Source organism: Psychrobacter sp. CX14, from assembly GCF_057396205.2.
The window spans coordinates 936,492-960,858 of the sequence record NZ_CM183187.1 but is presented as its reverse complement, the minus strand read 5'-3'; the positions used below and the strand labels follow the sequence as shown (position 1 = coordinate 960,858).

19 protein-coding genes are annotated in these 24,367 nt (G+C 44.2%); 9 read left to right on the top strand and 10 right to left on the bottom strand.

The features are described from left to right. Nucleotides 1–353: 353 nt before the first annotated feature. The 3 genes from AC2SLO_RS04045 (at nucleotide 354) to AC2SLO_RS04035 (ending at nucleotide 6,101) form a co-directional block, all read left to right on the top strand. Nucleotides 354–2,081: an Hsp70 family protein gene (locus AC2SLO_RS04045; RefSeq protein ID WP_486543397.1), complete on the top strand. Its 1,728-nt coding sequence runs from the start codon at nucleotides 354–356 to the stop codon at nucleotides 2,079–2,081. Nucleotides 2,082–2,120: 39 nt separating this feature from the next. Further along, a complete protein-coding gene (locus tag AC2SLO_RS04040) occupies nucleotides 2,121–3,956 on the top strand; it encodes a hypothetical protein (RefSeq protein WP_486543395.1) in 1,836 nt (611 codons plus the stop codon). A gap of 297 nt (nucleotides 3,957–4,253) precedes the next feature. Further along, on the top strand, nucleotides 4,254–6,101 hold the full coding sequence (locus AC2SLO_RS04035) for a J domain-containing protein (RefSeq protein ID WP_486543393.1): 1,848 nt from the start codon (nucleotides 4,254–4,256) through the stop codon (nucleotides 6,099–6,101). Nucleotides 6,102–6,142: 41 nt separating this feature from the next. Here AC2SLO_RS04035 and AC2SLO_RS04030 read toward each other — a convergent pair whose 3' ends face one another. Continuing rightward, the gene (locus tag AC2SLO_RS04030; protein WP_486543391.1) at nucleotides 6,143–6,724 is read right to left on the bottom strand and encodes a GNAT family N-acetyltransferase; all 582 of its coding nucleotides are present in this window, start codon (nucleotides 6,722–6,724) and stop codon (nucleotides 6,143–6,145) included. A gap of 180 nt (nucleotides 6,725–6,904) precedes the next feature. On the opposite strand from AC2SLO_RS04030, the gene truD reads away from it, so the two are divergent. Further along, on the top strand, nucleotides 6,905–8,125 hold the full coding sequence (gene truD / locus AC2SLO_RS04025; RefSeq protein ID WP_486543389.1) for a tRNA pseudouridine(13) synthase TruD: 1,221 nt from the start codon (nucleotides 6,905–6,907) through the stop codon (nucleotides 8,123–8,125). A 22-nt stretch (nucleotides 8,126–8,147) separates the two neighbouring features. Here truD and AC2SLO_RS04020 read toward each other — a convergent pair whose 3' ends face one another. After that, on the bottom strand, nucleotides 8,148–9,068 hold the full coding sequence (locus tag AC2SLO_RS04020) for a PHP domain-containing protein (RefSeq protein ID WP_486543441.1): 921 nt from the start codon (nucleotides 9,066–9,068) through the stop codon (nucleotides 8,148–8,150). A 305-nt stretch (nucleotides 9,069–9,373) separates the two neighbouring features. Between AC2SLO_RS04020 and ispZ the strand changes: the two genes are divergently transcribed. The 4 genes from ispZ (at nucleotide 9,374) to mnmC1 (ending at nucleotide 13,234) form a co-directional block, all read left to right on the top strand. After that, a complete protein-coding gene (gene ispZ, locus AC2SLO_RS04015) occupies nucleotides 9,374–9,928 on the top strand; it encodes a septation protein IspZ (protein ID WP_486543387.1) in 555 nt (184 codons plus the stop codon). A 74-nt stretch (nucleotides 9,929–10,002) separates the two neighbouring features. Further along, nucleotides 10,003–10,299, top strand: a complete 297-nt coding sequence (locus AC2SLO_RS04010; protein ID WP_486543385.1) for a YciI family protein — start codon at nucleotides 10,003–10,005, stop codon at nucleotides 10,297–10,299. Between the two features lie 106 nt (nucleotides 10,300–10,405). After that, entirely contained in the window at nucleotides 10,406–10,948 is a 543-nt protein-coding gene (locus tag AC2SLO_RS04005) for an SH3 domain-containing protein (RefSeq protein WP_486543383.1), read from the top strand. A gap of 72 nt (nucleotides 10,949–11,020) precedes the next feature. Continuing rightward, complete coding sequence (mnmC1, locus tag AC2SLO_RS04000) at nucleotides 11,021–13,234, top strand: FAD-dependent 5-carboxymethylaminomethyl-2-thiouridine(34) oxidoreductase MnmC1 (RefSeq protein ID WP_486543381.1); 2,214 nt, start codon at nucleotides 11,021–11,023, stop codon at nucleotides 13,232–13,234. Nucleotides 13,235–13,410: 176 nt separating this feature from the next. On the opposite strand, the gene AC2SLO_RS03995 is transcribed toward mnmC1, so the two are convergent. The 6 genes from AC2SLO_RS03995 to gspN all read right to left on the bottom strand — a co-directional run bounded on the left by AC2SLO_RS03995 (nucleotide 13,411) and on the right by gspN (nucleotide 19,952). Further along, a complete protein-coding gene (locus AC2SLO_RS03995; protein ID WP_486543379.1) occupies nucleotides 13,411–14,238 on the bottom strand; it encodes a tRNA threonylcarbamoyladenosine dehydratase in 828 nt (275 codons plus the stop codon). 123 nt (nucleotides 14,239–14,361) lie between these two features. Further along, nucleotides 14,362–15,252 carry a TatD family hydrolase gene (locus tag AC2SLO_RS03990; RefSeq protein ID WP_486543377.1) on the bottom strand — a complete coding sequence of 297 codons (891 nt, stop codon included), beginning with the start codon at nucleotides 15,250–15,252 and terminating at the stop codon, nucleotides 14,362–14,364. Between the two features lie 175 nt (nucleotides 15,253–15,427). Next, on the bottom strand, nucleotides 15,428–15,628 hold the full coding sequence (locus AC2SLO_RS03985; RefSeq protein WP_486543375.1) for a hypothetical protein: 201 nt from the start codon (nucleotides 15,626–15,628) through the stop codon (nucleotides 15,428–15,430). Nucleotides 15,629–15,751: 123 nt separating this feature from the next. Then, a complete protein-coding gene (gspD, locus tag AC2SLO_RS03980; protein WP_486543373.1) occupies nucleotides 15,752–18,079 on the bottom strand; it encodes a type II secretion system secretin GspD in 2,328 nt (775 codons plus the stop codon). Between the two features lie 80 nt (nucleotides 18,080–18,159). Then, on the bottom strand, nucleotides 18,160–19,119 hold the full coding sequence (locus AC2SLO_RS03975; RefSeq protein WP_486543371.1) for a type II secretion system protein N: 960 nt from the start codon (nucleotides 19,117–19,119) through the stop codon (nucleotides 18,160–18,162). Beyond that, nucleotides 19,119–19,952, bottom strand: a complete 834-nt coding sequence (gene gspN, locus AC2SLO_RS03970) for a type II secretion system protein N (RefSeq protein ID WP_495637087.1) — start codon at nucleotides 19,950–19,952, stop codon at nucleotides 19,119–19,121. Before gspN ends, AC2SLO_RS03975 begins: the two co-directional genes overlap by 1 nt. Before the next feature lie 514 nt (nucleotides 19,953–20,466). Here gspN and AC2SLO_RS03965 point away from each other — a divergent pair. Continuing rightward, the gene (locus AC2SLO_RS03965) at nucleotides 20,467–21,900 is read left to right on the top strand and encodes a pyridoxal phosphate-dependent decarboxylase family protein (protein ID WP_486543367.1); all 1,434 of its coding nucleotides are present in this window, start codon (nucleotides 20,467–20,469) and stop codon (nucleotides 21,898–21,900) included. Nucleotides 21,901–22,001: 101 nt separating this feature from the next. On the opposite strand, the gene ssb is transcribed toward AC2SLO_RS03965, so the two are convergent. Continuing rightward, the gene (gene ssb, locus AC2SLO_RS03960) at nucleotides 22,002–22,634 is read right to left on the bottom strand and encodes a single-stranded DNA-binding protein (protein ID WP_486543365.1); all 633 of its coding nucleotides are present in this window, start codon (nucleotides 22,632–22,634) and stop codon (nucleotides 22,002–22,004) included. A gap of 83 nt (nucleotides 22,635–22,717) precedes the next feature. After that, nucleotides 22,718–24,082, bottom strand: a complete 1,365-nt coding sequence (locus AC2SLO_RS03955; RefSeq protein ID WP_486543363.1) for an MFS transporter — start codon at nucleotides 24,080–24,082, stop codon at nucleotides 22,718–22,720. Nucleotides 24,083–24,367: the final 285 nt, after the last annotated feature.

Genomic DNA, 24,367 nt, shown 5'->3' with positions numbered 1-24,367 from the left:
ACGATTCTATTGTTTAATGATTCTATGACCTTAGCTAAAGCATATCTAACTCTTGCCTATAACACTCGTTTTTGAGTCATAGATGACCTCATTATTTACCTATTCAATTTGAAAATTATTGCTAGCCGACCCTGCTATCAATGTAATACACTCTGTTGTGAACATTAATAATAACTTGCTATTATTTTAAGCAAATATGACTCTATTTGACTGCTTTTATAATGCACTCAAACAAGGCTAAAATAATAACAAAGCAATCGAGTTCAAATACTATTAGAGCAAGCTTAGCGAGATTAACACCATAAGCATTTAGCAGTCCACCGACTATAATTTTATAAATAAGAGTGAATTTCATGACCTCTCCTATTATTGGTATTGATTTAGGTACAACCAACAGCCTTGTGGCACTTTGGCAGGACGGCAAAGCTGTATTAATTCCAAACTCTCTAGGTCGACCGCTGACACCCTCTGTGGTCAGTGTTGATAAGGACGGCTCGATTTTAGTCGGTCAAACTGCCAAAGAGCGGCTGATTAGCCATCCCGAACAGACCGCCAGCGTATTTAAACGCTTTATGGGCAGTCAAAAGACCTATCGTCTGGGTCAACATAAATTCAGCCCAGAAGAATTATCATCCCTAGTGTTAAGCGCCTTGAAAGCCGATGCCGAGGCCTATCTAAATTGTACTGTCACCGAAGCGGTCATTACCGTGCCTGCTTATTTTAACGACCATCAGCGCCAAGCTACCAAAAATGCAGCACAGTTAGCGGGACTCAATGTTCGCCGCCTACTTAATGAGCCAACAGCAGCAGCGATGGCGTATGGCCTGCACGAAAACAGCGATGACCGTAAATTCTTGGTACTTGATTTGGGCGGGGGTACCTTTGATGTGACCTTGCTAGAGCTGTTCGCCGGTATTATGGAGGTGCGTGCCAGCGCTGGTGATAACAGCCTTGGCGGAGAGGATTTTACTCAAGTCTTGATCGATGGCTTTATTGCCCATCAAGAGCAGGTAAATGCAGATATCACCCGTGACTTCTGGCAGCCATATCTTGCCCTACTATATGGCGTTGCAGAAAACGCCAAACGTGAGCTGACCAGTAGTAACAGCGCGCAACTCTCGTTAACCATTGACGGTACTGCCTATGAATGGCAGGTTAGCGCAGCCCACTATGAAAAGCTGGCCGAACCATTACTACAGCGTTTCCGTCAACCGATTGAGCGTGCGGTGCGTGATGCCAAACTGCGTATTAAAGAGCTTGACGATATTGTGCTTGTTGGCGGCGCCACGCGTATGCCTCTGTTTCGTCAGCTAATGACCCGACTACTTGGCCGCTTCCCATCTGTCGGTCTAAATCCTGATGAAACCATTGCCATTGGCGCCGCTATTCAGGCAGGATTAGTGGCAGAAGACGCCGCTTTGGATGAAGTGATTTTAACCGATGTCTCCCCTTATTCATTAGGTGTCGATACCTCTATTCAAATCGGTAACAATCAGTATCAGCATGGTGTTTTCGCGCCTATTATCGAACGCAATACGGTCATCCCAACCAGTAAAGTACATACCTTCAATCCTATGGATGACAATCAAACCGAGGTGCAATTTAATATCTATCAAGGTGAGGCACGCCTGACCCGAGACAATATAAAAATTGGTGAAATGAGCGTAGCCCTACCACCCAAATACCGTGGTAAAGCGCGTGAGCTACCGCTAAACGTCCGCTTCTCTTACGATGTGAATGGGCTTTTAGAAGTAGATATTGATATTGAGGGCAGTAACGAGCAGTACAATCTGGTCATTCAAAATGGGGCCAAACATATTGATGCCGCTGAAATGCGGCGCTCAAGAGAGAAGCTGAGTGCACTAAAAACCCATCCCCGTGATCAAGCTGAAAACCGCAACCTACTGGCCCGTGCTGAGCGATTATATACTCAGCGCCTTGGCTTTGAGCGTGACCAATTAGCCCGATTAATTGGTTGGTATGAATCTATTCTTGATGCTCAAGACCCAATTAAAATTCGTCAAGCCAATATTGATTTGCAAAAAAGCTTAGATCAATTCGAAAAAGATGAATGGTTTTAAGCGCCCTGATGACTGTCTAAGTTTACTTGAGTATCTAAAATGAGCGAAACCTGCTGGGATGTATTGGGCATTGAGCCAACTCATGACGAGAAGGCCATTAAAAAGGCCTATGCCCTTAAACTAAGAGACAATAAACCTGATAAAAACCCTGCTGGCTTTCGTGCGCTGCGAGAGGCCTATGAGCAAGCGTTAAATGAACGTTTTTGGATAGAGTTATCTGAAGAGGGCGACTCAGAGTTTGAGTTTAAGGCAGAGGCCGAAGAGCCTTTAGACACCATTGCAACCGTTGATGAAACCGCTGACACAACCTCCTTATCTAATTACTCACCGTTAGATGACTCTCCTATCGATGATGCTTTAGATAGCGAAACATTTGAAGAAAAAGACTTAACGGTTGATGACAGTGTCTATCCAGTAGAGCAACCACCAAGCCATGAAGTCTCTTTATTAACCCAAGCAGAGACTCAGCTCAGTCAGTGGCAAAAGGAGTGGCAGGACAGTATTCTCGACACCGCTCAACCATTCATCGATAGCGATGACAGCGAGCAGGATTACCTTTACTTTAATGACTATGCTTTAAAGGCAGACCGTGAAGCCGCGGATAAATTATTATCCGAGCACTTAACGCAGCAATTTGAGCAACTCAAAGACTATCCACTGGATATCTTAGATGAGTACGAGCAGGCGTTAATTGGCTTTTTTGATGATTGCCCAAAGGCTTATAGTGAGTCCTACTTTTTAGCCAAATCTCACTTTTATTGGCAGCAACATATCGACGGCTGGGATAATTATGACTATCCTTGGTATCTGCTGCGTCATTTGGATGAAAGCTATACCAAACTTGCTTACTTTGATACACAGGAAAAATTTCTTAAATATATTGCCTCTAAATATCCGCTTGTTTATCAGCACTGGGATTTTGCGTTAGCTTATCAAGACACAATGAGCCGCTGGGCATTTATCCGCGCCCTTAAGTGGCCACATCAGGCTTATATCATAAAACAACAGCTTGATGATTTAGAGTTTGAACTTATGCAAGCACCGCCCGCCTCTACTAAAGAAACTGATTGGATTAACCATCCTCAATTTTTGGCATTAAAGCAGCGTCTTAGTGGCTGGGGCGTGGTCAAATGGATGGACTTAGTGCTGCTTGTCATAATAGGTCGGATGTTCTTTAGACTTCTCGGCGCTCTATATAATTACCCCACTGCCCATTTAGATGGCCTTGTCACTATTGCGACTTGTGCGCTTGTCTATTTGTATTGGCAGTATCAGCTCAGCTTCTTTACGCGACCTGAGCGGTTTAGTTTGCCCAATCATTTGCAGTGGGGATGGACGATTGGCAGCGTATTTTTAGGCGGTCTGTTTGCCATCTCAACCACCATAACGGACGCTCCGCCATCGGCTTATTATTGGGCAGCGCATTTAGCAGGGTTTAGTGCCCTGCACTCCTTAAATATCAGAAATCAGGCGATTGGCTTTAAAAGTATTATAGACATGGTCGCCACTTTATTATTGACGCTTACCATCGGCCTACCGCTTATAGATATTGCTACAGATGCTTATACCAATCAAAACATAGAAATAACCACTTTGACCCCGCCTTTTGCTTGGATATTAGTGATGTCACCGCTAATATTTACTGAGCTTGGTAAAAAGTCCTCCTTTTTTGCCTATATTGGTGATTACCTTGCGGGCTTAGTTTTCCTTGGCTCTATGATATTAATATTCGCCGTTCTTTCTGGTGGCCTATCAAAGCTTCTATCAGCAAATCTATTTGTATCAGCCGTCGTACTCTCTATCAGTGTCGCCTATGTGGTGATAATGACCTTTAAATCTGTGAACTATTTCAATCAATCCGACTATTTTGATTAGGGCGTGTCCTCAATTCGTACGATTACATTTAAATGGGCTAAAAATAGCTAAATCTTGTCATACTGCCTCAAATAACGGGTAAATATCTCGATATTTACGCCATTATTTTCCTTGTCTGACTGCGATTTATCTTATTTTTATCACCATTTTCAAAATGAGGACACGCCCTAAGCTGTTTCGATTGAGATCATACCTCTAGGTCTTTCATATTAATGATTGAAAAATAGCTGTTCAACATATCTCAAAAGCTTTAAACAGTTGACAGTTGTAAGAGACTCCAAAAAGGGATATACCCTAATGAATGAAACGTGCTGGGATATCTTGGGCATTATGCCCACAGCAGATAAAAGCGTTATCAAAAAAGCATATGCCCTAAAATTAAAAGACAATAAGCCGGATAAAAATCCCGCTGGCTTTCGGCGCGTTCGAGAAGCGTACGAGCAAGCGTTAGGTGAGCGCTACTTTTGGTATACAGATGAGGATGACTCAGAGGCAAAAGATGAAGACATACCGTCAGCACATCAGGGTTCAGCTGACTTGGCACAGACCTCCGATGATACTGAGCTATCAGACCGTTTTTTGCAGCACTACTCACCCATCGACGATACATTAAATCATGATGTGCCTAGCGATGGGCTACTAATCATTGACAGTTTAGGCAATGAAGATGGCACTTATTATTTTAACCCGACTGAGCAAGCAGATTTAGCCGGTACCCTTTTGTTACGACATGCGCAGCAACAGCTCATTGAGTGGCACAAAGACTGGCAAGACTGCCTTGTCAATGACAGCGACACTGGCGAACAATCAGATGACCCTAGCCAACAAGAGCCCATGCTAGATAGCGATCATCTCTCTAACAAAACCGCAGACACACGTTTGACCCAGTGTTTGACTGAGCAATTTGAGCAACTGACAGAGTTTCCGCTCGATGCTTTAGAGGATTATGAAAAAGCACTAATTATCTTTTTTGATGATCATATAAAGGTGTATCCTAACGCCTACTCACTTGCTATCGATTACTTTGACTGGCAACAATATATCGATGGCTGGCACTATCCGGATTATCCGTGGAGTCTACTGCGTGATATTGAGGACGGTTATACGGCAAATAGTCACTTCGCCAATAAGCAGCGCTTTCGGCAGTATATGGCTGAAAAATATCCTTTGCTTTATCAGCACTGGGACTTTGGATTGCCTTATTCTAAAGCGCCCAGTCGTTGGCAGTTTTTTTGTCAGCTTTGGTTTCCCATACCGGCCATAGTGCTTAATCAGCAAGTCAATGCACTGCAAGCAGAACTGCTCTCTGCCAGTGCATCATCGGCCATAACGAACAAAGAATTAAACTACCCACAGCTTGTCATCCTTAAAAAACGACTGAGCCCATTTGGTTTTATTAGATGGACTGATTTTTTGTTTATTGCGCTTATCATCGGCGCTTTAATTTTAAATTTAGAACTGATATTTCCATATACTTCGGCTTTATATGATTATATCGGTGTGGTGACGCTTATTAGTCTTGCTTATTTATATTGGCAACTGCAACTCAGCTATCTGGCAGACCCAGAGCATCATATTCTAAGCAAAGGCCTACGTATCGGCTGGGGACTTGTAAGCCTATTATTATGGATATTATTCGCCGATTACATTCCCATATACCAGCTCTCTTTTGACGGCTACTACTTTGCCCATCTTGCTGGCTGTAGCACACTGTTGGCGCTCACCAGCTTTATGCAGCCTGCCCACTTAAAACATATCATATGGGTTGCCGCACTGTGTTTGCTGTTATTTATCGTCGTATTGCCAGTGGCCGCTGAAGCAAGCGGTGGCTTAGATTATATGGTACTTACCAAAGGCTCTATACCGCCGCTGGTTTGGCTTGCGCCTATGCTGCCGGTGTTATTGGTGACGCTTGGCTCATACGCTTACCCACTAAGACCCCTGCTTATCATTGGTAAACATATATTAACCGGCTTTAGCTTAGGCTCTGCCCTCTTAGCTTTCCTGATTTTGGTTTCTGGCTCTGATATTTTGACCTCAAACTATTTGCTATTAACGCTGTTGGTCTCACTATTTGCATTAGTATTGCTATTTATGTTGATGTTTGTCTCAACCAACAGCTTTAATGAGCCTGATATGTTCTAAGCCCTGTGCTTCTCTTTAACTCTATAATTAACCAATCAGTATTAAACCATCTTAACCAATTCTAATAAGCGCAAACCCTCAATTTTTGGCTCGCCATTATTGCTATCGACTGGGAAGGGCTGACTGTTACCACTTAGCTGATAGCCACGGCGCTCGTAATAGGCTTGTAAATCTGGGCGCTGTGACAAGATGTTCATGGTCAAACGCACCCCATCTTTATTATCATTAGCGCTAAGGTGTCGGGTAGCAAAGGTTTCAGCTGCTTCCAAAACTTGGCTGCCCACGCCTTGACCTTGCAGGCTTGGATCTACTGTGAACAATCCAATGTAAGCGCTATTCGATTCTCGCTTAAAGGTCACCAAGATAGTGGCCAAGATTTTGCCGGATTCTTCTTTATCCGTTTCTTGAGTGCTATTAGATTTAATTTCAGGATAAACAAAGAAGTAATTATCAGGGTTCTCAAGAATAGATTGAGTCTCCTCAATTGTGGTACGAATACCACCGACCAGATTTGCTTCGTTGGTCCAGCCCACATCACTGCGGAAGGTTAGGTTCAATAAACTAACGATGGCTTCAGCATCCTCAAGGATTGCTCGGCGTAGAAATAAATCAGAATGAGACATAGCTGCTCCATAATAATATCAACTAGAAGTTAGAAAAATAACGATATATTTATACTAGACGATATATTTATATTAGGACACGCCCTAATTAAATCATTACCTTCTATAAAATAAAAAGAGCATTAAAGTAAACATGCTACTATTAAGCGTAATCACATCTTCCTCTATTTCGAGCTTTATATGACCAATACCAATAATACGAATAACCATAACGAACCAACTAATTGCGTTGAAATCACTCAAGATGAAGTTAATACCCTTACCTGTACGGGCAACCTGCCTCAGCCCTATCCGGCGCCTATTTTAAGTGCCTCATTTAAACACAGCCCCAGTGATTTTCAGGTTGATGAAGTGTTAGACATTGAGCTAAGCGGTGAGGGTGAGCACTTATGGCTATTGATTAAAAAGACCGGTATGAATACCCTTTTTGTGGCACAGCAATTAGCCAAATGGGCCAGGATACCCAGCCGTGATGTTGGCTACTCTGGACTTAAAGACCGTCAGGCAGTCACCACGCAGTGGTTTAGCTTACGTATTCCAAAAGGCGAATTACCAGAGATTGGTTTTGCAGACTATATTCAGCAAAATGCGGTGCCAAGCAGTCATACTGCTGATGAATCGCTAGAGGTGCTCAAGCAAATTTGGCACAGCAAAAAACTGCATAAAGGCGCACACAAGGCCAATCGCTTTGTGATTCGCGTACAGAATATTGTGTTTAATAACAGGGATAAAGGTAATAGCAATACTGACTCGACAGTTGGCCAAGAAACGGTCGATAGCGTGTTAAATACGATTAAGACTCACGGCGTGCCTAATTATTTCGGTGAACAGCGCTTTGGTCGTAACGGCAATAATATTGCGACTGCTTTGGAGTGGTTCGAGGAAGGTACCATTAACGGTCGTAAACCGCATCCGAAAAAGAGCCGTGATTTGCAATCTTTGCTTTTGTCATCTGCACGCAGCGCTATTTTTAATCAAATCGTTGCCAAGCGAGTTATTGATGGCACATGGAATACAGCGCTTGAGGGTGATGTATTTAATTTAGATGGTTCAGGCTCGGTATTCACCGTTGAGCACATTGATCAAGAGATACAAGACAGACTTGCCAGCGGCGATATTCACCCGACTGGCGCGTTATGGGGTATCAAAAATGACAAAGTGGCCGCAGATGCCAAAGCGTTGGAGGAGCAAATAGTCAGTAAAGATTCGACTCTACAAAGATTGGCACACGGCTTAGAACAAAAGCAGATTAAAGCCATGCGCCGTGCCCTACGCCTGCCAGTTAGCGAATTAAACTGGTCGTGGGCTGATAATACGACGCTTGTATTAGACTTCACCTTATCGACTGGCAGCTTTGCCACCAGTGTATTGGCGAATTTAGTTGAGCAATTAGACAGTTAGATTTTTAAATCAAGACTTAAATCTACGCACTAAGGCCATCAAGCATATCGGCAATTACCAACGTTTGACCCTCGGCTAAACTTGGCACATCGCCAAGTTTACGCCACGGCATGCTGCTGCCATGAAAATCACTGCCGGTTGATACCATCAAATTATGCTCAGCGATGCTGCGATCAACCATACGGCGTTTGCTAATTGGCTCATCATTGCTCGGAAGCTCACAGCCGTCACCACCAAATTCAGCAAATTCAGCGATTAATTTACGTACTCGGGTCGCCGATAAGTTATAACGAGTTGGATGCGCCAGTACTGCTTTGCCACCGCAGCGATGAATCAGCTTAATCGTGTCCTCCATACTCAAGGTTTCAATCGGCACATAAGCGGCTTTGTTATCCGCCAGATACTTATCAAACGCCTTTTGCATAGTCGGTACAATCTCTTTTTCTAACAAAACTTTAGCGATATGCGCGCGCCCTACTGCATCGGCGTTACCATCAGCCTTATCTAAAACCGCTTGCCACAGCTCATCAAAATCACGGCCGGTTAATTCCGCCATTTTCTCTACAATCATACGTCCACGATTACCACGGCTGACCTGAATATGGGTCAAAGTGTCATTCATCTCATCGAAATTGTCAAAGCCCAATGCCAAGACATGAATCACCTTATCTTTGGCTTTATTTTTGCCATAGCCTCCGGTTAAGGTATGCTGACAGCTAATCTCCACCCCATTAATTAAAGTAATTCCCAGCTCTTCAGCTACCTGCCTAGCCTCTGGGATACCCTTTAATGTATCGTGGTCGGTTAAAGCAAAGATATCGATATTGGCATCATGCGCCTTTTGCAATAACTGACTGGGGCTATTACTGCCATCCGAGCAGGTGCTGTGGCTGTGTAAATCGATGCGTTTATAAGCAAGGGTTTTGTGAGTATTTTGTGGCATAGAAGTTGGTGACGTTGAGCTGTGCGACATAGTTGCGGTCTTTATTAATAACAATGAAATAGGACTGTTATTGTAACGGTTAATCGTTCTGTTTTGGTAATCAATTGGTTTTTATATAAAGTGAATGAGTTGTTAATAAATAATTGGCAACGAAACGATATATTCCATTTACATTGCACATACTGATAAATACGCGTAAATAACTCAGCGATATCAGAGCTTTTAGAGTCAGTCCTTTTTTTTGCTAGCAAGGGCGTGTAAACTATCGACAGCTTATTTCCTTTAATTTTACAACTGTGGTCACTATGAAAGCATTGCTCGATTTTATTCCGTTACTCGCCTTTTTTTATGTGGCTAAAACGCAAGGTATTTTAGCCGGCGCTGGAGCAATCTTAATTGCTACTGTGGCCGTTGCTGTCATTCATCTAATTACTCAAAAGGGTAAACTGACCAAACAGCAAACCATTACCCTAGTGTTGACCGTTATCTTCTGTGGTTTAACCTTATTATTCCATGACGATATTTATCTTAAATGGAAATCAACAGTGATTAATGGCATCTTTGCGTTTGCTTTATTAATGAGCGTTATTGTGGGCAGACCGCTGCTACAAATGGCGATGCATAATATCTTCACCTTGACCAAGTCGGGCTGGAATAAGCTGACTATCGCATGGGCAGGCTACTTTGTTATTATGGCCGGACTGCAATACTACTTCGCGTTTTATACCAGCGAGCAGACTTGGATTAACTTCAAAAGCTGGGGCTGGCTACCCTTCATGTTAGTGTTTATGGTTGGGCAGTTTGTTATACTTAAAAACCATATGAACCCTGAATTAACCGATGATAAAAACAAAAAATAGCATCACCGTTTAATACTTAAATCAGGATAATTAGAGCGATTTTTACTCTCAAAGGTTTTCCAAAAGGATAGATTATGCCTTTATTTATGATTGTCGGTCATGACGTTGCCAATTCAGCCGAGCTTAGAGCCCAAACACGTGAGGCACACCTTGCCCGCCTAAGACAGCTTGAACAAGAAGGCCGTCTTGTACTTGCAGGCCCCTGCCCTATTGAACATGGCGACAATGCGATGTCTGGCAGCTTAATTGTGGCTGCATTTGATAACTTAGAAGCGGTGCAAGCTTGGGCAAATGACGAGCCGTATCTAACCGCTGGCGTTTATAGCCATGTCGACATCAGACCTTTTATTAAAGCACTGTCTAGCGCTTAAAACACGCTGTACTATGCCTGTTATTCTTTATTTATTCGATTTTCTACCCGTTTTTTTATATACCTTTCTATAACATTATCGATTTTTTTCACCGGAAATGATAGCCATGTCTGTCTCAGCTTTAGCACCTAAATGCCATAATATCCCTCGCTCTATTGCCCTTTTGAGTCGTGCTATTTATTTTACGCTAGCGGCAGGCTTGTCTATAGCGGCGCCAACTGCTGCGATTGCCGCCCCGACCGTTGTTGTGAATAATCAAAACAATACGGCTAATGATGGCAACGAACAAGCTGCTGACCCACAAGTAGCACCGCTGCCTGCGTCCCCCTTTAATCAAGATGCCAATCAAGCAAATCAAGCAAATCAAAATGGCAACACTCAGGACAATCCTGATGCACTTGCTAATCCTAACAGCCTCGCTAATGATATGCAGCCTAATGACAGCGAGCTTTCTGTAGCTAACCAAGAGCTACTGAGCCGTAATGCGCAGCTACAGCGTGATGTCAATGACCTTGAAACCCGCGTCAATGTACTGATTAACGAGCGCAGCGGCCAGCTATTTATGTATGGCGCGGTAACCGTTGCTGTGTCGTTATTTTTAGGCATTTTATTGGGCGGGTTTATCTTTAGCCGCCGTGAGCGCTGGTAGAGCTAGACCACCTAGTATTCGCTAGACTGTCTTTTTAATCACATATCCTGTTTATCATCTTGAGCTTAGCCCATGACTGACAATACTAAGCACACCCCCAAAATGCCGCCTTCCATTAATCTTGATGAGATAGATAACAACGTCTCGCCGGCGGCATTAACGTGGCGAGAAGATGAGCTAGGTAACTTAGTACCTGTCTCTGATATCTTTGGTGATGTGTATTATTCATTAGCCGATGGTCTGGCTGAGTCACGCTATGTCTTCGTTGAGCAAAACAAGCTACCCAAACGATTCCGCCGATTATTTGAGACGAATAGTGTACACGCGCACCACGGTGATAACCACTTTACCATTGCTGAGCTTGGCTTTGGCACAGGGCTCAATGTCTTGCTCACCTGGCAGTTATGGCAGCAAGTACGTGATGAAATGAGCGCTATCGCTTCTGATAGTAATCATGCCGACGCCACTCTTAATATCCAAAATGTAAATGCTCTACCAAAGCAACCGCGCCTGCATCTCATCAGCACCGAAAAATACCCATTAACCCATGCCGACTTAAGTCGTAGTCTTGAGAGCTGGAAACAGCGTGATGCCAGTTTAATCCCTTTTATCGATCAGCTGTTGGCTCAGTATCCGACCTTGGTATCTGGCTGTCACCGCTTGCACCTAGAAGCGGATGTGACATTGGATTTATGGCTCGGTGACGCGGTATTAAGCTTGCAAAGCTTGAGTAATCGTCACAGCAACCCGTTCAATCAAGCGCATGTGGATGCTTGGTATTTAGATGGATTTGCACCCTCTTGCAATGAGTCATTATGGGCACAGCAGATTTTTGAACAAGTCGGACGTCTGTCCAAACCTGGGAGCACCGCCGCTACCTTTAGCAGTGCTGGCGTTGTAAAACGTGGATTAAAAGCACAAGGCTTTGCCATTAAAAAGGTCAAGGGCTTTGGACGTAAACGCGAAATGCTCACCGCTACCATGCTTGAGCAGGAGGAGCCTGATTTAGTAGAAGCCTCTGATATAGTAGAAAGCAATCAGGGGACTCAACTGGACAGTCAAACGGCAAGCAAACGATCGGCAACTCATACAGATTACAATCACGTTGCCATTGTTGGCGCGGGGGTCTCTGGGCTTATGGCAGCATGGTCATTGGCACAGCGTGGTATTCAGGTTACGCTACTTGATAAATCAGCACCCCTATCAGGTGCCTCGGGCAATCCAAGAGCCTTACTTGCGCCCAAAATGACGCCACTTGCGCACATCGCCGAGCATTTGCACAGTATTGGCTATCTATACAGTCAACGATTATATAAACAGTTACAGCAAACCGTGAGTAATCAGAACGTCTGTATCTTTGAACCAACCGCAACACTTGATTTACTGCTCAAAGCCAATGTAAATGTGACCCAAATCGCTGAGTATCCGTCACAAATGGCAACGACCCTATCTATTGAAGATGCCAAAGTGATTTCTGGATTAACTCAGCAAAACTTTGAAGATAATTTGTACCTACCGCAAGCCGGTCTAGTCAATCCGCAGGCACTGGCCAATCGGGTTTTGGCGCATCCAAATATCACCTTTACTCAAGCCATTATTAATCAGATTAAGTCTGTCGATACGTCTAAGCACGTGCAAATAGAGTGTGATGGACAAGCGTCAATTAACGCCGATGCAGTAATTATTGCCGCTGCTTTTGACAGCAAAGCATTGGATGCACGTATATTTGAGTTCCGTAAAATCCGTGGTCAATTATCGTGGTTTGAGCCGACTCACCAGCAGCAACAAGTCCTGCCTAAACTGCCGCTAAAATACGGTGGCTATTGTGCTCAGTTTACGCCAAGCCAAGGTGATGATGCCTTAAATCCGGTCAGTCCCAATACGCCAAGCTTTTTATTGGGTGCAAGCTTTGTGCGTAACGACACAGATACCCAGATTCGCAGCTCTGAACATGCGGTAAATCGCGACAAGCTCATCACCGCTATTCCAGAACTAGCAAACGTATTGTCAAATGATAGGGCTACGGCTGATGATATATTCGGTGGTTGGCAGGCACGAGTGGGTATTCGAGCGCAAACGCCTGACTATCACCCCTTAGTCGGTCAGCTCGATGAACTAGGTTTAATTTGGACACTGAGCGGGATGGGCTCTAAAGGTTATGCCTTTGCACCGCTCTGTGCCGAAGTTTTGGCGGATATGATGACAGGACAATTTGTGCCCCTACCGCACGCCTTATTGGCTAAACTATCGCCGCAGCGTAAAAGTTTACAAAAGCAATTAAAGTAGCGTTTCTAGATTTAGAGACATCATTAAAAAAGCCCTTAGAGTCAATCTAAGGGCTTTTTATTCAAATCTATATCAGCGGTATATAATCCGAGAAGTCTAAAATGGTGACAAGGCAACCAAGCGCAATTACCACAAGTGTAAGCTTAGCAAGGTTAACACCGTAACTGTTTAGTAGCTCACTGACTATACTTACTACTTAGCAAGGCTAAGGTCTCACTCACCATCGCCATGCCCACGACCGAGGTCACCGCTACTGCAGAGCCATAGCCGCCGCAGTGTAGCCCGCCGACCTGACAGCTGCCATCAGCCGATTTATTAACAATCGGCGGCTGAGTAGAATAGACGCATTTAATGCCAAATTTCTCTTTCATCTCTTTATTTATATTGTGTTCATGACGCAGCTTACTACGCAGGCGTGCCAACAATGGATCTTGATAGGTATCTTTTAAATCACTGACCGTAATCTGTAGCGGATCAGTTTTACCGCCAGCCCCGCCAGCGCAAATTAGCTTTAATTTATTAAAACGGCAATGCAGTGCAATCGCTAATTTTGCCGACATATCATCGGTACAATCGAGTATTACCAACTGCTCGCCTGCTGCTGCCGCCTGCTTTGCTGCAGCTCTATTTGGCAAAAGCTGTGCCACATTATCTGCAGTCAAAAAGTCGTCCACTAAATTGAGTGTAATCTTAGGGTTAATCTGCGTAGCACGCTCTGCCATTGATTCAATTTTACTGCGTCCAAAAGTACTGTCCATCGCCGGCAGCTGACGATTGACGTTTGATGCTACCAATACATCCATATCAATCAAGGTTAATTTTCCGACACCGGTACGTGCCAATCCCTCAACTACCCAAGTTCCAACGCCGCCAACGCCTATCACTACCACATGCGCCTTCTCAAAATTTAAAAAGCTATTTTGACCATAAAGAGTACGTGTCCCTTGGAAACGGCGGTCATATTGTGTGGTGTCTTGTGGCTGATCAGAATTTGAGTTCGTCATAAGGCGTTCAATCCTAATAGATGGTTAAATTAATCGATATAAATTAAATCAGGCAGCTATTTTAGCCAATAGCCACTGTATAACATATGCGAATTTATCTTGTGTTAGTGAGGTTGATGGCACTTATTCAGGATATGCCCAGTCGACTCTTAACGCATCACAACTGTTTTGCCAAAGCTGTTTGGCCAACTTGGGTTTTTCAATATTAAGCAGCTCACTTAATGCGTCGAGCACAAAGTTTAAATTACCCGGTACATTACGCGTGGGCGTAACGCCATGTTGGCAGCAAACCGGCGTCATATCAGGGCAGTCTGTTTCTAATACTAGATATTCAATGCCGTACTCATTCACCGCTTCAGTAATGGCACGGCGCAGCTTTTTGGCATTGGTATTGGTCACTTGGCCAGTCACGCCCAGTCTAAATCCAAGTTTCACAAAAGCTTTTGCTTCTTGCTCACCGCCGCTGAAGCTGTGTGCAATACCGCCTAATTTGTGTGCATCGTAGTCATGCTCTTTGAGCAGCGCTAAACATTCAGCATGTGCCTTGCGAATGTGTAACAGCACTGGCAATTGATGTTCTACCGCCAAATCAAGCTGTGCTCTAAAAAACTGCTTTTGCTTTTTAACAGACTTCTCTGTTTTTAGCTCATCGGTAAAAGTATCCAAACCAATCTCGCCAATCGCAATGTGATGATGCGCCCTCACAAAATCTGCTAAATCTTCTAAGTCTTGCTCAGTATGATCAGCAATATAAGCAGGGTGCAATCCTGATGTCAGATGCGCTTGGGGCACTTGATAGGTTTGACTCAATTCATCTAATTGGTCTTGGGTGTCTTTTAGGCGCTGAAAGTATTTTGCTAGATAACCGATAAGCAGCAGATGCTGCACGCCTGATTGATAAGCAGACTGAGCAAGCGCTACCCTGTCGTCATCGAACACAAAATCATCAAAGTGAGTGTGCGTATCGATGAGCGGATAGATTACGGATGGTTGGTCATCTAAATTATGAGACATAATAAATTTCACCGTTAAGTATGAGCAGTGAGTTAAATATTGGATAAAAGTGATATATATAGCAAATAATCTAGATAATCATATAGAAAGCAACAGACGTTAACCCTATTGCCCTTGCCCCTCTGTTTGAATTTACAAACTTTCTTCTGGGACTTTAGCGATTACCGTCTGTATTTCATTCAGAATTAGGATGAATAGAGGTACTATCGGCTGACTTTTTATTTTGATTATTGATGGAATGTGACTCACCATCAACCGTATTGTCAGCGCTATCAGTAGGTCTAGGATATCCACCGGCTAATCGGCTACTGCGGCGTGGAATCAATAATAACGCCAACCCAACAGCGCCAAGCTTCATTAATTTTATATAACGCATGTGCAAGTCCTCTTTTGTATCTAATTGCCTTTAGGATGCTACCTAGTCGGCGATTCTTCAAGAGGGTACGTTTAGCCAATATGTAAGCGTATTTAATTACTCCTGTGTATCAGCAAGGATGAATTAACGATTTTTAGAGCCAGAGCTTAAATCAATATAGGCATCTTGCTGACCACTATCAGGCTGACTATAGACAGGGAACGTATCCGATTTTGGCAAGCTGATACTGCGGTTCGAGGCAGGTGATACCGGGCTTAATGGCGCTAATTCATAATTGGTATTGCCTTCATCGCCCCAATTGGCTGCCCCTGACATGGGTATCTTTTTGATAGTACCGTTTTGATCGATAACCAGCTGCATGACGCGCATTTGGTCATAACGCTTCTCGGTAACACTGGCGACCGCCCCACCATCTCTTAAGATAGTTGGCTGCAAAAAGATAATCAGGTTGCTTTTTTCAGTATTGCTGCTGTCTGAGCGGAACAAGCGACCCAAAAGTGGAATATCACCCAATACCGGTACCTTTTGAGCGCCATTGGTGGTGTTGTCACGCATTAAGCCACCAAGTGCGATGGTTTGCTGATCATCTGCCAAAATGGTGGTATTGATTAGGCTTTTGTTGGTAGTCAATCCGCTGGCATTACTGGTACTACCATTCACCACCGAAGACACCTCCTGCGACACCTCCAAACGCACAGTGCCATTATCACCAATATGCGGTATCACATTTAAATTAATACCCACATCTTGACGCTCAATGGTCTGGAATGGGTTAGTCGAGGAGTTACCACTGGTGGTGTAAGAGCCGGTCACAAATGGCACGTTTTGGCCGACCAAGATACTGGCTTTCTCATTATCGAGTGTCAAAATAGACGGCATAGATAACAAGTTAGCACTGGTGGTTGAATCCAGCGCTTGCAAAATAGCACCATAGAATTCACGATTACCACGGCTATCGGTTTTGCTATCTCCAATACCTAAAAAGGCACCGGCAATGGCACTGGCCGCTTCACTAACGCCTGCTCCAGTTAATGCCGCTGATGCCAATGAGGTTGCTGTAGCGCCCACATTATTAAAGTTCACCACGCCATAACCACTATTAGCATTCCCCAGCGCCCACTGTACGCCCAATTGCTTGGCATCGTTACCCGATACCTCGATAATTGCCGCCTGAATAAGCACCTGCGCACGGCGGGTATCTAATTGATTCACCGCTTCTTCTACTTCAGCAATCAGCTCAGGTTTACCATTAACAATCACTGCATTTTGAGTTTCATCAGCAATAATACTAAAGGCTTCACCACTTGAGCGACTAAGTCCGGCACGAGGCGTGCTATTTGCTGAGGACGCCGACGAACTACTATTATTAGCACTGCTATTTATCGTGCTACTGCGATTAAGGCTTGAGCCTTGCGCCGCACTATCAGTCAATGAGGCCGACTCTAAGGTAGATACCGCACCCGAGCTATTAATCGATTGATTGGACAGTAAACCGCGCAACATATCGGCCACATGCGGGGCACTGGCGTATTTTAGACGAAAAACTCGCAGGCCACTTAAGCGTTTGGATGAGCTGACATCGAGTTGATTAACCATGGTACGCACTTTGGCAATCATCTCCGGACTGCCCTGCACCAGTAAACGATCGCTGGCAGCATCGGCAATGACTTTAAGCTGTCCACCGGTACCGGCGCCATTAGCCGCAGTACCTGTCAATCCACTGATTAAATCCATCATACGCTCAGGGTCGACGTGTTGTAGTGGAATAACACTTAAGGCGTTGTGGTTGCTGTCATCTAGATCACGAATCAAGGTAGTAATTTGATTTAGGCTATCGGCACGGTCTGATAATACTAAAGCGTTAATACCAGGAACGGCAGCGGCATGTGCTGACTGCGGCATTAGCGGACGGATAACTGTGAGTATCTCAGCGGCCTGAGTATTCTCTAAATAAACCACCCGCGTTTTAAGCGCCTCGCCTTGTGAGTTGCCCTCTAAATCGACCGCAATACCCGATTGTTTGGCAACGTTATCTGGTACCAGTTTAATCGTGGTGCCGGTATCAATGGCAGCGATACCGTTGACTTGCATGACACTTAAAAACAGCTCGTAAATCTCATCACTCGATAGCGCTCGGTTAGATATGACCGTCACATTACCGTTAATACGAGGATCTAAGACAAAGTTTTGATTGGTAATGGTCGCCACTTCATTAATAAATGCCTTGATATTGGCATCTTGCAGATTCACTTTCCAGCTTTCGGCATAAGCCGCTTGAGTAGATAAGCCGATTGCTACTGGCAGCACCAGCCAGCCGATCGACTTAGCAGATAAGCTACCCGAGAGGGCACTCGGTGATATTGGAGAGTGATTCAACCTGACTGATAATATAGCCTGAGATAGCTTTTTGACTAACGGTTTAACGGCTTGAGAGGGTCGCAAATTCAACATGCAATATCGTACCTAAATGATGACGTTCTGTTAATGAATCAAATAACAAGCACCAAAGGGTGACGCTTATTTTAAAGAATTTAAAACTGCTGACGGACGGTAAATATCTGATCGCCGCGCTGGACTTCTATAGTGGCTTGACCCGACTGCTTGACCTGACTAAGTATATCAGCATCACTGGCAGGGTTATTGCCCACGCTTTGACCATTGACTGACAGCACTCGGTCACCTGCCTCTAATCCAAGCTTACTACGCAGCCCAGATGGCATGCCGTCTGTCACCTGATAACCTTGACCGGTTGCCATAACGCCCATCCTGCTTAGATAATTAGCGGGATTTTGCTTCAGCTCACTGACCGCATTATCAATGGCAGCCACCGGACTTGTACCACTGGGTGCAGGGCTTGCTGGCTGCTGCATATTGTCTTCATCTTGCTGATTGTCAGCATAACCAGAAGGCGTCTGCTGCGCCGGCATGGCAGGTATACTACTACCATTAGCCATACCAGAGTTTAGTGGCAGATTTGGGTTACCCGCCTCATCATACAGCCCGCTTTGATCAAGCGGCATCCGCTCGGGCATATCCACCACTACCTCATTATTGTTACTGTCGGCAATGACGGCCTGGTTCCAGTCTACTTTAACCAACTTATAGTTGGTACCTGCTAGTGTCTCGCCAACGCGATAATTCTCCATCACCCCATTGACACTCAACATAGCCGACGACAAGCTACTAGGAGACGCCAACAGTACCCCTGCTAATATCACATCAGGCGGCGGCTGCGTTGGCTGGCTCTGAACTTGTGGCGACTCAAAAATAGACAAAGCGGCACTGGCATTAATACTAGAAGGCGGTTTGACTTGTAATTGTGCAAGCGGCAAATTAGGCACTTGCGGCGGTGCTAAAAGTAACCAAACAATACGTGCTATACCCCAACACAGCCAAACAATAGCCACCAGTAACAGCCAACCTGATAATTTATTGAGCCAATCTGTCAAGGATTTATTGAGAGTAGCCAGTGAGCCAAAGGATTTCGCCATTACTGAGCCCCTCCACTACCAAGACTACTCAGTAGCGGCTGACGCACGCTAACAACAGCCGTATCAGCCGGCGCGCTGCCTTTATAACTTGGCATATGCTCAAGCATACGCTGAGTTAAGCCCACATCGAGCATACCCTCTGCATCTAAGTAGATATCCCCCAAGCGCTTGCTATTTTTGTCGATCAAGTTGGCATGTATCACTTCGCTGTTATTACGGCTCTCTTGGCTTAAATCCGCCTGCATTGAGGGTAATAATAACGTATAAGTCTGACCACCACTCGGATAACCCAGCTCACCGCCAGCCCATATTAATTGGCCATCGACATCACTAAAGCCTTTGTCTTTATTGAGCGTCGCAGAAACAGCATTAACCTGAATCGGTGCATCCGGTAGGCGCCAACTGACTAAAGAGGCCAAGGTTTGTTTATTAATTCGACCTGATAAATCGGTCACTCGCCAACCACTGAACCCTCGACTTACCTCTCCGGTAAGACGCGTCTGCCCTGATGTCATTTCTACATCCGCACCAAGCCGTCCCAAGAATAGTGATAAGGGTTTTAATTGCCAAGTGATTGTGCCTGATAAAGGTGACGCGCTTATATTCGACGACTGCTGCGGAACTTTAGCCACCACTGAACCTTGCCAGATATTACCAGAGACCTGCTGAATATATGGGGAGCTTGGCAAAAACTGATTGACCAGCCACACCGCTGGCATTTGAATCATGACGCACAGCATCAGTATCAAAGCACTGAAGAGCCACCAAAGCTTACTTGGTTGAGCCGCTTTGACATTCTTGTTTTGCCTAGAGGAGGAAAGAGTCGATTGCAAGATATATAAAGCCTAAATATGTTAAATGAATGACGTTAGGGTTAGCATAACTAAAAATCGTTAATTATTATACCTAATGATGACAAGAGGATTACATATTCTTTTTAAGTCAGAATCAAACTAGATTTGTCTTGTGGATCAAGCCCAGACTTTTAAGAAATAAGCCTTTTCATTTATTCTATTAACATTTAATACAGACTGACAACATTAAACAATACACTATAATGCATCTTGTCATATTATATAAATGGTTTTGATCATAAATCACATCATTTTAGTTAAGATAATGGTTAGTTTAACAAAATAATCTACCTTTAATATTTCGAACACCCATTAATTATCTATCCTTATGATATTAACTTCATAATATTAACGTTCATAGCTTTAATACTTACTTTTACAACTTAACTATTTAAACTATTAAGTAATAATTTAAAACGAGTGACTGTTATGATACGAATAGGCAGACCACTCTACTAAATCCTAAAATAAGTATAAATAAAAGGAGAGAATGATGACCCAAGATCAGTCAATTTTATTTCAATGGGAAGAAGCTGAAAAAACTCTGAAAAAATTCATGCCCATCATGGTTGAAGAACAGGCAAATGTTGCCAAAACTGATATCCTCAACCCTTTGCCTAAGGAAAAACAAGAGGCTATCAAAAACATCCCCTTTCTTGAAGAGTCGCGTTCTGCAGAGGATGTTTTACAGGATATGCATGATCTGATTTATAAATATCGCACCAAGCAAAACAACCCAAGATTTTTCTCTTTTATCCCTTTAGCCTTATCTCCCATATCTGTGGTTGGCGATGCGATTAATGCTTTTTATTCGCCTTATGGTGGTAGCCATACGCTGAGTCAGGGCATGGCAATCGCTGAAAAAAGACTGCTTAACTGGATGGGTGAGCAAATTGGTTATCCCGTCAAAGAGCTTGGTGGATTGTTTGTCTCCGGTGGCTCAATGGCAAACTTAACCGCGTCCATTGTGGCGCGAGATGAGAAGCTGAAAGATGAGGAATTCGGTAAAGGCACCGTTTACGTCTCAGACCAAACCCACTCATCCGTGGCAAAAGGCATCCGTGTCATGGGTATCCCTAAAGCCAATATCCGCAAAGTCAAAACCAATGAGCGCTTTCAAATCATCCCAGATGACTTAAGAGCGCAAATCGAACAAGACAAAAAAGATGGCTTTATTCCCTTCTTAATCGTAGGGACTTGCGGCACTACTAACACGGGCTCTATTGACCCGTTACATGAGTTGGCAGACATCAGTGAAGCATACAACACTTGGCTACATATCGATGGTGCCTATGGTGCTAGCGCACTATTGTCCTCTCATCGTGAGCTGTTAGATGGGATTGAGCGCAGTGACTCAGTGAGCTGGGATGGTCATAAATGGCTGTTTCAATCATATGGCTGTGCCACTGTCATTTGTAAAGACCGCCAAGCTATGTCACGTACGTTTATGGAGAATCCTGAATATTTAACCGACATTCAATCAGATGATTCTAACATTAACTTCTGGGATATGGGGATTGAGTTAACGGCGCCCGCTCGTGGTATGCGCTTATGGTATACCCTACAAAGAGTGGGACTTAAAGAGATGAGACGAGCCATTGATAAAGGCTTTGATAATGCTGAATATTTTGAGCAATTGTTCCGCGCTGAAGACTACTTCGACATTGTCTCGCCTGCTCAGTTAGGTATTGTGAATATAAGATATTATGACGACCGCCACACTGAAGAAGAGATCAATGAGATTAACCATAAATTGTCCGAAATGGCAGAACAGAGAAATCAATCCATCTATTTCACAACCATGCTAAATGATAAGATTGTTTTAAGATTCTGTGCTATCAACCCATTATTAACCAAACAAGATATTGAAGACGTGGTGAATAAAATAAAAAGCGATATTGCTTCGCTTGGTTTGATTGAACAATAAAATTTGTGCACTAGATCTTTTTCTATTCGGTATCTATAAAAAGAGAGCCTATTTACATAGGCTCTCTTTGGCTTAATCAACATTATTATACTATGTATTCCTTAGAATGGGATGTCGTCATCTTTTGGCGTGTCTGTCATGCCGCCAGCAGGTATCGTGGTTTGGTTGTTAAAACCAGGCGCTTGTGCAGGTGCGCTTGGTGCTTGCGGTGCCGTATTTTGCGGGCTGCTTGGTGCTTGATTAAAGGTATTACCACCTTGAGCGCCGCCTTGCTGACCTTGGAAACCGCCTTGTGGGTCTTGATTACCACCAAAGCCACCTTGGTTATTACCGCCTTGATTGCCATAGCTACCACCTTGCTGAGGTTGTTGCTGGCCACCAAAGTTGCCACCGCCGCCAGAACCGCCGCCTAACATTTGCATTTGGTCAGCACGGATTTCGGTTGTATAACGGTCTTGGCCGTTTTGATCCTGCCATTTACGCGTACGTAGGCTGCCCTCGATATAGACTTGGCTGCCTTTACGTAGATACTGAGCGGCAATTTCACCCAAACGGTTAAATAGAGCAATGCGGTGCCATTCGGTCGCTTCACGCTTCTCGCCGGTTTGTTTGTCTGTCCACTGCTCAGAGGTCGCAACAGAAATGTTGGTTACACTGCCGCCATTACTGAATTGACGGGTCTCAGGGTCATTGCCTAAATGGCCTACGATAATTACTTTGTTAATACCACGCATAATACTTCCTTTAGGGTTTCGTATTGATTTTATTTATCATTCGATAGTCACGTTTATTGAGCATCACTCTACCGAAATTTTGGTTAAATATCTAGCTTAGTTTCGGTTAGTTGCGACAGTAATTGTCGTGAATTATCGGTAAGTTTTTGTTTATCCAGTTTTAAATAAGCCACACCATCTTTTGGCATCACTACCACTTCATCGACTCCGCCAATATTCATCACTTGTTGCGACCATGCACTGATATTGGTCTGCTTAGGAATCGCCAAAGTGGTACTGGTCAGATACGGCGGCTGTGAAATCGGAATAATCAATAATAGCGCTACCGCCATCACCACACCCAATATGCCCCATGAGAGCAGTGGGCTGTGTGTTAATAGTAGCCCGCCCAACGCACCACCAAAGAAGGCGCCCAAAAACTGACTGGATGAATTAATGCCCATCGCCGTCGCTTTATTCGCCACTGGTGCTTTTTTGGAAATCCAAGAGGGAATGGTCGCTTCTAATAAATTAAAGCCAATAAAATACAGACCCAGACCGACAATCAGACCAACGCTTAAACCACTGCCCAATGCCAAACAAACAAACGCCAATACAATCGTGGTTAATGCGGTCAAAAATACCTGACGCATTTTACGCTTCTTTTCGGCGATGATAATAAACGGAATGGCAATCGCAAAACCAATAAATAGTAGCGGTAAATAGACCAAACCTTGCTGACGCACGCTTAGTCCAAGCACATCTGACAACTGCTGCGGAACAATCACAAAAATAGCGGTCATGGTCAAATGCAGTGCAAAGATACCGATATGTAAGCGATTTAAATCGCCAATCTTTAGCACGTCTTTTAATTGCTCGCCAATCGATTTGTTGGCCAAGTTGTGCCTGAGCACCCGCAGCGGTGTCGGCACTATCAGCAGCAAAATCATCGCCAATACCGCAAAGACGGTGGTTAACCAAAACAACCCTGAGATCCCCACACTTGCCACCATCATCGGCCCAATGGCGAAGGACAACATAATAGAGGTCGCAATCGTCAGGCCCATGGTCGCCATGGCTTTGGTACGTACCTGCTCACGGGTCACATCGGCCAATAGCGCCATCAATACCGCAGATACTGCCCCACTACCTGCCAGCGCACGGCCAATAATCACTTGATAGATATCGGTGGCCGTCGCTGCAACAATACCGCCAATGGCAAATAAAGCCAGACCCAACAGAATCATCGGCTTACGCGGAAACTTATCGGCAGCAAGGCTCATTGGTATCTGAAATATCGCCTGCCCAAGACCGTAAATACCCACTGCCAAGCCGATTAATAGCGGTGTGGCATGCGCATAATCATGACCATAGACTGAAAACACTGGCACGATCATAAATAGCCCGATCATTCGCAAAGCAAATATACCACCTATCCCTGCAATGGCTCGTTTCTCAATGCTATTCATGCTATTGCCTCGCTTTGTCGCTGCCACAATGTCATCTATGACCCTCTATTTTAGGACGAATCATAGACAATGGATTTGTTAGGGGTACATTATAAAGTATCTATGCAAAAATATGGTGTGAACCTACGATTATGCGCTCAATGTTGTGCAAAAGGGCTGGTATTTAAAGCGTCTTTTATTGAACTGACCAGTAACGGTATTTGGCAACGATTCGTTAATCGCCCTTGAATTTCGGCTAAATTATAACCATTAAAGACATATCTTATTACATTATACAGTCACATT